Origin of the sequence: Roseobacter sp., from assembly GCF_024639605.1 — a bacterium.
In the GTDB taxonomy this organism is placed as follows: Bacteria; Pseudomonadota; Alphaproteobacteria; order Rhodobacterales; family Rhodobacteraceae; genus Roseobacter.
Genome location: NZ_JAHEHZ010000116.1, coordinates 1 through 11218 on the forward strand (window position 1 = coordinate 1; position 11218 = coordinate 11218).

Here is an 11218-nt window from a genome sequence, read left to right on the forward strand (position 1 = left end):
ACCCGCACAGAGGTTCTGCGCGATGTGAACTTTGATCTGGACGCCGGAGAGACACTGGCGCTCGAAGGGGAGTCCGGCAGCGGTAAAAGTACGGTGCTGCACCTTATTGCCGGGCTCGATACGCCCACTTCCGGCAGCATTCTGCTGAAGGGCCACGAAATAAACGGCCTGCCTGATCAGGCGGCGGCCCGGATGCGACGCTCGGATGTCGGTGTCATTTTTCAGCAGTTCAACCTGATCCCCAGTCTGACTGTGGGCGCAAACATTGCCTTTCAGGCGCGGCTGGCCGGAAAGGAAGACCCCGCCTTCGTCAAAGAACTGGCGGAACGGATCGGTCTTGCGGATCAGACGGGAAAATACCCTGAAGCGCTCTCGGGCGGTCAGCAGCAACGGGTGGCCATTGCCCGTACTCTTGCTGCGCGACCTGCGCTGATCCTGGCAGATGAGCCGACCGGCAACCTTGACGAGAGCACAGCCGATGCGGTGCTGGATCTGATGCTGGAAAGTGCCGCCGGGGTCGGGGCGGCTGTGCTGATGGTGACCCATTCCGCCCGGCAGGCCGCGCGCATGTCGCGCCGTGTCCTCCTGCGCCACGGTGTGGTGCAGCCCCGGATCCCGGCGACGTCACCATGACACGGCACGGGCTGGCGGTTCTGCTCTCTCACTGGCGGCGCAACCCGTTGCAGTTGCTGACGCTGGTGACCGGTCTGGCGCTGGCAACGGCGCTCTGGTCGGGTGTGCAGGCGATCAATGCCGAGGCGCGTGCGAGTTATGCGCAGGCCTCTGACACGCTGGACGGCGGTGATATCGCCCGGGTTGTCCGTACCGATGGCCAGGACATCACCACCGCGGAATATGTAGCACTGCGCCGCGCCGGCTGGCTGGTGAGCCCGGTGATTGAGGGGCGGCTGGACGGGACAGACCCCGGCATCAGGATCACCGGGATTGAACCGCTGACACTGCCCGGACGCGGAGCATTCGAGCCCGGTGAGGAGGGCATTGCCTTACCTGACGGATTTCTGAGCGATGCCGGGCTGCTGGTGGCAAACCCCGGTGATCTGCCGGCGCTGGAGCCTTTTGGCGTGCCCTTGCTGGCGGACCCGGACCGGCGCGCAGGCACGGTGCTCACAGATATCGCCACGGCCGGGCGGCTGCTCGGAGAGGACGGCGGCATCGGATGGCTGCTGCTTGCACCTGAACAACCCCTGATCCGCGCCGGTCTGCCCGCGGCCTACACTGTGAGCGAGCCGCTGGTGCAGAACGATGTCGCGCGCCTGACACGCAGCTTCCACCTTAATCTCACGGCCTTCGGGCTGTTGTCCTTTGCGGTCGGGATTTTCATTGTCTACGGGGCTGTTGGTCTTGCGTTTGAGCAACGGCGCGGGGTTTTCCGGACGCTGCGCGCCATGGGCATGCCGCTGCGCCGGCTGATGCTGCTGCTGGTGCTGGAACTGGGCGTTTTCGCGCTTCTGGCGGGGGCCGCGGGCATCGCGCTTGGGTATGTGATAGCGGCAGCCCTGATGCCGGATGTGGCGGCGACTCTGCGCGGACTTTACGGGGCTGAGGTCACCGGGCAGTTGCAGCTGCGCCCCGTGTGGTGGCTGTCAGGCATGGCCATCGCGCTTGGCGGGACTGCGGTTGCGGCTGTCGCGGCGCTCTGGCGTCTTGTCAGGATGCCGCTGTTGTCTTTCAATCATCCGCGCGCCATGCGCGTGCAGGCGGATGGCTCAGCGCGGCTGATGCTGGTGGCAGCTGTCGTGTTGCTCGGAGCGGCGGCTCTTTTTGCAGTCTTCGGATCGGGGCTGTTTGCAGGGTTTGCGCTCCTCGCATGTCTGTTAACGGGGGCGGCTTTTTGTCTGCCTCTGGTGCTGTCGAAGGTGCTGAAACTGGCTGAATGTGCTGCAAACGGGGTTCTGTCGCAGTGGTTCTGGGCCGACACACGCCAGCAGTTGCCGGGGCTCACGATGGCGCTGATGGCGCTGCTGCTGGCAATGGCAGCGAACATCGGTGTCTCGACGATGGTGTCAAGTTTCCGGCTCACCTTCACCGGCTATCTCGATCAGCGACTTTCGGCAGATCTTTACCTGCGCGCAGGCACCCCTGCTCAGGCCGGGGACATCCTGTCTTTTCTTGAGGGCCGTGAAACGGATGTTCTGCCGATTGCATCGGCGCCGACGCGCATCGGCGGTCTGCCGGCGGAGATCTTTGGCCTGCGTGATCACGTCAGTTACCGTGAAAACTGGCCGGTTCTGGACGCTGTTCCGGCGGTCTGGGACAGGCTCGCGGCCGGGGACGGTGCGCTGATCAATGAGCAGATGGCGCGGCGCGAAGCCCTGCGCCCGGGCGACATGCTTCAGGGCGGCGACACCGTCCTGGGCATCTACAGTGACTACGGCAATGCCGCAGGGCAGGTAATCATCTCAGAGGCGCTTTTCGCCACGCGCTATCCGGAGATCAGGCCGGTTCAGTTCGGACTTGTGACAGACGCGCCCGCCGCCCTGGCAAAGGCGCTGCAGGACCGTTTCGATCTGCAGGCTGATGCGCTGATCAACCAGCGCGACCTCAAGGCGTTCTCACTGGAGATTTTTGAGCGGACATTTGCAGTGACCGCCGCCCTGAATGTGCTGACGCTTTCGGTGGCGGGGCTTGCGATCCTGATCAGCCTGCTGACGCTTGCTACCATGCGGCTGCCACAGCTGGCCCCGGTCTGGGCGCTTGGTCTGACGCGCCGGGATCTTGCGGGATTCGAAATGCTGCGGGCGGTTTGTCTCGCCACGCTGACAGGGCTGCTGGCCGTGCCGCTCGGGTTGGCGCTGGCCTGGGTCTTGCTGGCCGTGGTCAATGTCGAAGCCTTCGGCTGGCGTCTGCCGATGTACCTTTTCGCCGGCGACATGCTGCGGCTTGGCGGGCTGACGCTGCTGGCGGCCCTGCTTGCAGCGCTCTGGCCCGCCGCGCGCCTTGCGCGAACACCACCCCACAAGCTTCTGAAAGTATTCAGTAATGAACGGTGACCGGATCAAAGCATTCCTGTTTTCAGTGACGCTTGCGATTTTGCCGGCAGGTGCCGGTGCTCAGGGGTTTGCCGGCCTTGGCGCGGATGCCACAGGCTTTGCGTTTCCCGATCGGGATGTGCAGATTGAATTTCCCCGCGATCACGGCCCGCACCCTGATTTTCGCATCGAATGGTGGTATCTGACCGCCAATCTGCAGGCAGCGGACGGCACCGGATACGGGCTGCAGTGGACGCTTTTCCGCAGTGCGGGCGCACCTGTAGAAAAGGAGGGCTGGTCAAGTCCGCAGGTCTGGATGGGCCACTCGGCTGTCACGACACCTGACCGCCATTTCGTGGCCGAAAGGCTGGCCCGTGGCGGGATCGGTCAGGCAGGTGCCGAAGCTGAACCTTTTCAGGCCTGGATCGATGACTGGGAAATGCGCGCCACGGGTGCGGGCATTGACGCTCTGAGCATGCGCGCGACGGGTCCGGATTTTGCCTATGACATGACGCTCAGCGCGCAGGGACCGCTCGTATTTCACGGAGAAAACGGGTATTCGGTCAAATCGGCGTCGGGACGGGCCAGTTATTATTATTCACAGCCATTCTATGAGATTGCCGGAACGCTGCAGCTGCCCGGTGGTGATGTGGCAGTTACCGGCTCCGCATGGCTTGACCGGGAGTGGGCGTCGCAGCCCCTGGGCGATACACAGATCAGCTGGGACTGGTTTTCCATGGCCTTTGACGACGGGGCGCGGCTGATGGGGTTCACGCTGCATGACACTGCCGAGGGTGATTATACGGCGGCGACCTGGATTGACCCGGATGGCACGACCACTGCCTATGCGGATGGTGCTTTCAATGCCCGGCCGCTGGAAACAGAAGAGGTGGCAGGCCGTGAAGTGCCGGTCGTCTGGCAGGTGTCATTGCCGGACCGCGCGGTGGACGTGACCGTGACCGCGATGAACCGGCAGGCCTGGATGGATACGCTGGTGTCCTACTGGGAGGGCCCGGTGCGTATCACAGGCAGCCATACCGGACGCGGATACCTTGAAATGACCGGGTACTGACAATCGCAACCGCGGCGTCAGGCTGGTTCTGTGACAGTGCCGGTGATACTTCAGATCAAGGACGACCGGAGGAGACGCGCCATGTCCCGCGCCCGCACCATAACACGACGCACCCTGATGACCGGCGCGCTTGCTCTGGGCGGTGGCGTGGCCTTTGGCACCTGGCGTTTGCTGACACCTGACGCCAACCCGGTGCTGGCCAGTCTTGAGCAGGGCGAGGCAAGTTTTAACCCCTGGGTGATGGCAGAGCCGGGTGCGTCACTCTGATTACACCGCATGCGGATGTGGGTCAGGGCGTGAATTCAATGCAGGCGCTGCTGATCGCAGAAGAAATGGATCTTGAGCCCGGCGGTTTCGTCATCTCGCCCGGGGTTCCTGCGCGGGCATACCGCAACCGCGCGCTTTCCCGGGATATGGTACCTTTCATGTCCACCGATCAGCGTTTTGTGGCGCGTGCCGGCAGGTCGGTGGCCGAAAGCGTGATGAAGCTTCTTGCGCTGCAGGTCACGGGCGGGTCGAGCTCGGTGCCGGACAGTTATGACAAACTGCGCCACGCCGGTGCAGTGGCCCGCGAAACGCTCAAAGCTGCCGCCGCCATGCGGACAGGTATTCCGGTGGCGCAGCTGTCGACCGCGAAGGGGGCTGTCTTATTGCCAGACGGTGAGCGGATCCCTTATCCGGACCTGGCCTCTGACGCGGCAGAAATTCCGCCGGTTACAGATGTGGATTTGCGCCCGCCCGCGGCCTGGCGTCTGATCGGACAACCGGTCGAACGTATCGACATCCGGGATAAATCAACCGGAAAAACCCGCTATGGCATTGATGAATGGCAGGCGGATATGCTGTTTGCCTCGGTCCGCGCAAGCCCGCGCCGGGGCGGTGCTTTGCTTGGGTACGACGCCACCCGTGCGCGCCAGATGCCCGGCGTGCTGCATGTGCTGGACCTGCCCGACGCCGTGGCGGTGGTTGCCGACAATACATGGAATGCCTTTCAGGCGCTGGAAGAGATCAGTTTCGACTGGGGTCCGACGCCTTTCCCGGCGGATCAGGACGCGCACTGGCAAATCCTGAGCGATGCTTTTGACACAACGCGCGCGAAAGTCTGGCGCGATGACGGGGATGTGTCCCACCTGAGCGGGGCCTGGCGGGAATACCGCGCACCTTATGTCGCCCATCAACCGCTGGAGCCGCTCAATGCCACGATCCGGGTTGACGGGGAGCGCGCCGAGATCCGGACAACCCATCAGATGCCCGGACTGGCACGGGATAAGGTGGCAGAAATTACCGGATTGCCGGCCGCGCATGTCACCTTTCACAACCTGCCGGGCGGGGGCAGTTTCGGGCACCGGCTTGAGTTTGATATCATTGAACAGGCCGCAGAAACCGGCCGGCAACTGCCCGGTGTGACGATTAAGGTGACGCTCAGCCGGGAAGAGGATTTCGCCCGCGACATCCCGCGCCAGATCGCGATGGCGCGGGCGCGCGGGGCTGTGTCAGGGGGGCAGGTCACAGCACTGGATCTGCAGATTGCCGCACCTTCTGTCACACGCTCTCAGACCGGTCGCGCGGCGTTTGAAGTGCCCGGGCCCGACCTGCAGACCGTGGCGGGTGCCTGGAACATGCCCTTTGCGATCCCGGATCTGCGGGTGTCGGGTCGGGATGTGGAGGGGTTGGCGCCTGTTAGTTCCTGGCGGTCCGTCGGTGCTGCAACGGCTGGGTTTTTCGCGGAATCCGCGCTTGACGAACTGATCCGTGACGCGGGCGCTGACCCGATGGCTGAGCGGCTGCGGCTGGTCCGTGACCCGGTTGCGCGCGGCGTTCTCGAAGCTGTCGCAGAGATGTCGGGCTGGGGCAGGGGCATGGCCCCGCAAGAAGGGCGCGGCGTGGCGCTGGTCAGCTCATTCGGGGTGCCTGTGGCGCAGGTGGTGGATGTCACCGCGACGCAGCAAGGTATCCGTATCGATCGGGTCTTTGTCGCAGCGGACGTGGGCCTGATCCTCGACCCGGTGAATTTCGAAAATCAGGTGCAGGGCGGTGTTGTCTGGGGGCTGGGTCATGCGATCAACAGCGAAATTACCTATGCCAACGGGCAGGCAGAGCAGAGCAATTATCACGCAGCACCCGGTTTGCGGCTCTGGCAGACCCCACAAATTGTTGTGCGCGGGCTGCAAACCGCACAGGACATCCGCGGGATCGGCGAGCCACCCGTGCCGCCGGTCGCCCCGGCACTCGCAGGAGCGGTCTTTGCAGCGACCGGGCAGCGCCTGCGCGAGATGCCCTTTGCGCGTCACATAGCCTTTGTCTGAGGTGAACGCTCTCTCTTGCGGGTGTTGCGATTAATGCTATCCCTGAGACCTGAAATCGACACAAGCAGCCACCGGAGGCCCCATGGATTTTGCACTCAGCGAAGAACAGAGCGCCATTTTTGACATGGCATATGCCTTTGGCCAGGAACACATAGCCCCGTTTGCGCGCGACTGGGAGGCACAGGGTACGATCCCCAAAGATCTTTGGCCCCGGGTGGCAGAACTTGGTCTTGCCGGTATTTATGTCTCTGAAGAATATGGTGGATCCGGACTGAGCCGTCTGGATGCCACGCTGGTTTTTGAAGCACTTGCGATGGCCTGTCCGTCGGTGGGCTCGTTCCTGTCGATCCACAATATGTGTGGCGGGATGATTGATACCTACGCGTCCGACGAGATGAAATCGGCGTGGCTGCCAAAGCTCTGTGCGATGGACAGGATCTTCTCTTATTGTCTGACCGAGCCCGGATCGGGCTCTGACGCATCGGCGCTGCGCACGCGTGCTGCGCGCACCAATGACGGATACAGTCTGACCGGAACCAAGGCCTTTATATCCGGAGGCAATTATTCTGATGTTTATCTCAGCATGGTGCGTACCGGCGATGACGGCCCGAAAGGCATTTCTGCCGTGCTGGTCGAGGCGGGAACAGACGGTTTGAGCTTTGGCGGACCAGAGCAGAAAATGGGCTGGCGCGCGCAACCCACAGCTCAGGTTCAGTTTGATGACTGCCGGGTGCCTGCCCGGAACCTTGTGGGCGAGGAGGGACGCGGTTTTTCCTATGCGATGGCGGGGCTTGACGGCGGGCGTCTCAATATCGCGGCCTCTGCATTAGGGGGCGCGCAGGCGGCGCTGAATGCAGCCCTCGCCTATACCGGCGAGCGCAAAGCTTTCGGGCGGTCGATTGATCAGTTTCAGGCGCTGCAGTTTAAACTCGCCGACATGGAAGTCCGCCTGCAGGCGGCACGGGTTTTTCTGCGTCAGGCCGCCTGGAAACTGGACGCCGGCACGGCCGATGCCACTAAAAACTGTGCGATGGCCAAGGTGTTTGTGACCGATGCTGCCTTTGACGTCGCCAATGACGCGCTGCAGCTGCACGGTGGCTATGGATATCTGGCAGATTACGGGGTCGAGAAAATTGTGCGGGATCTGCGGGTACACCAGATCCTCGAAGGCACAAATGAGATCATGCGCGTTATCATCTCGCGGCAGTTGCTGGCGGCCCGCGGTTGAGCGCGGGCATCTCCGGCGGTTAAGCGGCGGTTTACCTCTTGGGGTCATAAAGACAGTGCGCGTCGTCGCGCGTCTCGTTTTTGTGACCCCTGCCGGATAACCACGTGATTTCAGTTCCCAGTGCCGCCGATTTGACGTCTGACAAAGCACCCAAACGGGTGCTTATTGTCGACGATTCGAGGGTCTTGCGGGCCTGGCTCTGCGCTGTTCTGTCTTCTGACCCGCGTCTGGTGATCGCCGGCGAAGCGGCCGATGCGGTCGCCGCCCGTGACTTTCTGCGCAGCAATCCGGTGGACGTGATTACGCTCGATATCGAGATGCCCGGGATGAGCGGGCTTGAGTTTCTGACACGGCTGATGCGCGCCAGACCGACCCCGGTGGTTATGATGTCGGGCCTGACAAGTGCTGGCAGCGACGCCGCGGTTCAGGCGCTTTCCCGTGGTGCTGTGGATTGCATGGTTAAGCCGACCGGCGATTATGGTGACGAGCTGACGAGCGACATTTGTGATCGTGTCTATCACGCGGCCTGCACACGGCCGGCCCGTACGAAACGCCCGGAGGCAACCGGGCCGGCCCGAAAGCCCGCACCGGTGACTTTCGGGGTAGGAGGTCGTACCTGCCGCCGCGGATCGGTTTTTCTGATTGGCGCGTCGACGGGGGGTGTGGCAGCCCTCGAAACCGTTCTGCCGATGCTGGATCCCGGCGGCCCGCCGGTGGTCATCGTACAACACATGCCAGGTAATTTTCTCGTCAGTTTCTCTGAGCGGCTTAACAGGCAGTTGCCACAGAATGTATATCTCGCCCGCGAAAACCACATACTGGAAAGAGGTGATATTGTCCTCGCCCCCGGCGACGGGCAACATACCGGAATTTATCGTAAAAACGGTAGATGGATGTGCCGTTTTCTGCCAAATGATCCGCCGGCGTTACATTGTCCTTCTGTCGATGTGCTCTTTACGTCCGCGGTAAGTGAGGCCGGGAATGTCACAGCGTCTTTGCTCACCGGGCTTGGCCGGGACGGGGCAAACGGATTGCTGGAACTCTCGCGCGCCGGCGCGCGGACTATCGGTCAGGATGAAGGGACCTGCGTCGTCTATGGAATGCCGCGAGCGGCAAATGTGATCGGTGCAGTTCAACGCGAACTGCCGCTGGATAAAATCGGTCCGGAAATGCGCGATACCAGACGTCGGACCGGGCGGTCTTTGCGATCATCGGGGCAGGTCCGACCATGAGATCTGCGAACAGAGTTCACATTACTCAGGGTGAACGTGGTTCGGGTACTGACCCTGACCTCGTGATCAGCACAATACTTGGGTCCTGTGTGTCATGCTGTCTCTGGGACCCGGTGGCAGGAGCAGGCGGCATGAATCACATGTTGCTGACCGTAAGTACGGCCAGAAATGGGTTTTGCAATCTGGCAGGCATCAATGCGATGGAACTGCTGATAAATGATATACTTAAACTTGGCGGCAGTCGGGACAGGCTGCGCGCAAAGGCATTTGGTGGTTCGCGGATGGTTTCCGGCCTCAGCGACATCGGTCGGCTGAACAGTGATTTCACTCTCGATTTTCTACGACAGGAAGGCATAATCTGTGAGGGCCATTCGCTTGGCGGGTCTTCTGCCCGCCATCTGATGTTCTGGCCGGCGTCGGGTCGTGTGCTCCAGAAAGTTCGTGAAGATGCCCCGGAGGAAACACCGGCTCAGGTGCGTGCTCCGGAAAATACCGGCAACGATCTCAAGCTTTTTTAGAATTGCTGAACGGCACTCGACGCCTGAAAACAGCCCGGGTTGCCTATCGCTCTTCGTCCGTTCTCGTGACGCCGTGCGCTTTTCTAAGGGGTTCTACTATTACGGTAAAACCGCCTCGTATATTTCCCTGGTTTCCCGCCCGGCATTCAGCCAACTGGAGTTACCGAAGGCCATCTGGCAATGAGATTGAGGCCAGGTTTGTTTTTGCGAAATTTCCCGCGCCCTGTCGGATCGAAGGTTTGAGTTCGCAATATTCAGAACAGATCAAGCTCACCGGATGTACTGGTCTCGCTCTGATGCTTTTGGCAATCATTATTGTTCAGCAGCTTTTGCGTGGAGTTTAGTTTCAGCCTTTTGGCGATCCCACTAAGGTCGGAGCCACCAGAGCCCTGCGCTTGTTCACGTTTGTTCAGCAAGTGCATCAGGAGAGCCGTGTCCTCCAGGGACTGCCGCAAGAAATCAAGACCCTGAAGTTCAGTTATCGCTGCGCCGGAGGTGTTGCCGGATCGCGAGACCGTTGCACCAACCGCCTGTTCTATCGTGAATACCTGAGCTGCCAGAGCATCAAGGTGCCCCGAAACCCGCGCAAGAATCTTTCCGACCGTTTCTCTGTCCGACCCGGGCTCCGTCATTCACAGACGTCCGACCACAGCTTCAATACAGTTTCTTAGTCCCGCCTGCTCAAAAGGTTTCTTCAGGTAATTATTCATTCCAAGTTTTTTGCCGTGGTCAACAATCTGCTGCTCGGCACGGCCGGTGACAAGGATGAAACCGACGCCCTTGGTTTTGGGCGAGGCCCGCAACTGATGCAACAACTGCAACCCATCCATTTGCGGCATATTGTAATCGGAGATCACCAGATGGACAGGATGCGTCGCGAGGGTCTTCAAAGCATCCATACCATTTTCTGCCGTCGAAACATTTCGCACTCCGAAAGCATCCAGGGCCTGGGTTATCAAACCTCTGCTGGTCGACATATCGTCAACAACCATAATCCTGATCTGATCGCGTAAAGACATAAGTACTTCCTCAATATCAAGGCGTGTTCCGGTTGGACTCAGCGGACCGGTATGTGGTCGGTCCGCAGTTCTGAAAACCGGTCTGCTCAGGTTGTGCTATTCGTTCCGAGTGCCCAAGAAACAACAAACCATCAGGTTTCAAAGCGCTGTGAAACCTGGGCCATAAAGTGCTCTGTGTTTCAGAATCAAAATAGATCACCACGTTCCGGCAAAAAATTACGTCAAACTGCTGCGTCATAGGCCAGTCCGAAAGCAGGTTCAGTTCTCGGAACGTGACGAGTCGGGTGATTTTTGAATCCAGTGCGTAATAAACTTCTGAACCGCTTGAGGACTTTCGAAAGTATCTGGACAGCGTCTCAGATGGAACTCCATTGATCAGCCTTTCCGGGTACTCAGCAGATTTAGCAAACGCGACGACGGTCGGGTCTATATCAGTTGCCAAAATCCGAAAATCACTTTCTGAAACCGCTGGAAACAGTTCAGAGAATAGCATGGCGAGTGAGTAAGCTTCCTGGCCATTGGAACAGCCGGCTGACCAGATCCTTACACGTTGCCCCGCATTCAGAGCTGAAATCAGGCCCGGAGCGATTTCCGCCTTGAGATACTCGAAGTGGTGAAACTCTCTAAAAAAATGCGACATGTTTGTCGTCAGAGCCGATATCATGTAGCGACGTTCTTCACGGCCAGCGTCTGAGCAAACGTGGCGAGCATATCGCGAAAAGTCTGAGTACCCGAGCACTTTCAGTCGCTTGCGTAAACGCGACTGAATCATAGATTTTTTTTCGACCAGCAGACGTAAGCCGCTTTCCCGGTAAGCCAATTCAGCAATGGCCTGAAAGTTCTCGGCGTCAAG

At 60.3% G+C, this 11218-nt stretch carries 11 protein-coding genes; 8 read left to right on the plus strand and 3 right to left on the minus strand.

The window, feature by feature from the left end:
* Nucleotides 1–15: 15 nt before the first annotated feature.
* The 8 genes from Q0M35_RS13890 (at nt 16) to Q0M35_RS13920 (ending at nt 9346) form a co-directional block, all read left to right on the plus strand.
* Nucleotides 16–633, plus strand: coding sequence for an ABC transporter ATP-binding protein (locus Q0M35_RS13890; protein WP_295316329.1), 618 nt, complete (start codon nt 16–18; stop codon nt 631–633).
* Nucleotides 630–3011, plus strand: a complete 2382-nt coding sequence (locus Q0M35_RS13895) for an FtsX-like permease family protein (RefSeq protein ID WP_295316316.1) — start codon at nt 630–632, stop codon at nt 3009–3011. Before Q0M35_RS13890 ends, Q0M35_RS13895 begins: the two co-directional genes overlap by 4 nt.
* Nucleotides 3001–4062, plus strand: a complete 1062-nt coding sequence (locus Q0M35_RS13900) for a lipocalin-like domain-containing protein (RefSeq protein WP_295316318.1) — start codon at nt 3001–3003, stop codon at nt 4060–4062. Before Q0M35_RS13895 ends, Q0M35_RS13900 begins: the two co-directional genes overlap by 11 nt.
* Before the next feature lie 81 nt (nt 4063–4143).
* Nucleotides 4144–4329 (plus strand): twin-arginine translocation signal domain-containing protein, encoded by a 186-nt coding sequence (locus Q0M35_RS18585; protein ID WP_366519666.1) that lies wholly within the window; start codon nt 4144–4146, stop codon nt 4327–4329.
* 38 nt (nt 4330–4367) lie between these two features.
* Nucleotides 4368–6368 (plus strand): molybdopterin cofactor-binding domain-containing protein, encoded by a 2001-nt coding sequence (locus Q0M35_RS13905; RefSeq protein WP_366519667.1) that lies wholly within the window; start codon nt 4368–4370, stop codon nt 6366–6368.
* 82 nt (nt 6369–6450) lie between these two features.
* A complete protein-coding gene (locus Q0M35_RS13910; RefSeq protein WP_295316320.1) occupies nt 6451–7596 on the plus strand; it encodes an acyl-CoA dehydrogenase family protein in 1146 nt (381 codons plus the stop codon).
* A gap of 104 nt (nt 7597–7700) precedes the next feature.
* The gene (cheB, locus tag Q0M35_RS13915; protein ID WP_295316322.1) at nt 7701–8828 is read left to right on the plus strand and encodes a chemotaxis-specific protein-glutamate methyltransferase CheB; all 1128 of its coding nucleotides are present in this window, start codon (nt 7701–7703) and stop codon (nt 8826–8828) included.
* A gap of 131 nt (nt 8829–8959) precedes the next feature.
* Nucleotides 8960–9346 carry a chemotaxis protein CheD gene (locus tag Q0M35_RS13920; protein WP_295316324.1) on the plus strand — a complete coding sequence of 129 codons (387 nt, stop codon included), beginning with the start codon at nt 8960–8962 and terminating at the stop codon, nt 9344–9346.
* A gap of 254 nt (nt 9347–9600) precedes the next feature.
* On the opposite strand, the gene Q0M35_RS13925 is transcribed toward Q0M35_RS13920, so the two are convergent.
* From Q0M35_RS13925 to Q0M35_RS13935, 3 genes are all read right to left on the minus strand, one after another.
* On the minus strand, nt 9601–9978 hold the full coding sequence (locus Q0M35_RS13925; RefSeq protein WP_295316325.1) for a hypothetical protein: 378 nt from the start codon (nt 9976–9978) through the stop codon (nt 9601–9603).
* Complete coding sequence (locus Q0M35_RS13930) at nt 9979–10365, minus strand: response regulator (RefSeq protein WP_295316326.1); 387 nt, start codon at nt 10363–10365, stop codon at nt 9979–9981. It lies immediately after the preceding gene.
* A 16-nt stretch (nt 10366–10381) separates the two neighbouring features.
* Nucleotides 10382–11218, minus strand: an 837-nt coding sequence (locus Q0M35_RS13935; RefSeq protein ID WP_295316327.1) for a protein-glutamate O-methyltransferase CheR, incomplete at its 5' end; no start/stop codon positions are given.

Excerpts from the sequence above, each read along its gene's own strand:
- Q0M35_RS13895 (WP_295316316.1), top strand. The coding sequence starts at position 630 with ATGACACGGCACGGGCTGGCGGTTCTGCTCTCTCACTGGCGGCGCAAC.
- Q0M35_RS13900 (WP_295316318.1), top strand. The coding sequence starts at position 3,001 with ATGAACGGTGACCGGATCAAAGCATTCCTGTTTTCAGTGACGCTTGCG.
- Q0M35_RS18585 (WP_366519666.1), top strand. The coding sequence starts at position 4,144 with ATGTCCCGCGCCCGCACCATAACACGACGCACCCTGATGACCGGCGCG.
- Q0M35_RS13905 (WP_366519667.1), top strand. The coding sequence starts at position 4,368 with ATGCAGGCGCTGCTGATCGCAGAAGAAATGGATCTTGAGCCCGGCGGT.
- Q0M35_RS13910 (WP_295316320.1), top strand. The coding sequence starts at position 6,451 with ATGGATTTTGCACTCAGCGAAGAACAGAGCGCCATTTTTGACATGGCA.
- Q0M35_RS13920 (WP_295316324.1), top strand. The coding sequence starts at position 8,960 with ATGAATCACATGTTGCTGACCGTAAGTACGGCCAGAAATGGGTTTTGC.
- Q0M35_RS13925 (WP_295316325.1), bottom strand. The coding sequence starts at position 9,978 with ATGACGGAGCCCGGGTCGGACAGAGAAACGGTCGGAAAGATTCTTGCG.
- Q0M35_RS13930 (WP_295316326.1), bottom strand. The coding sequence starts at position 10,365 with ATGTCTTTACGCGATCAGATCAGGATTATGGTTGTTGACGATATGTCG.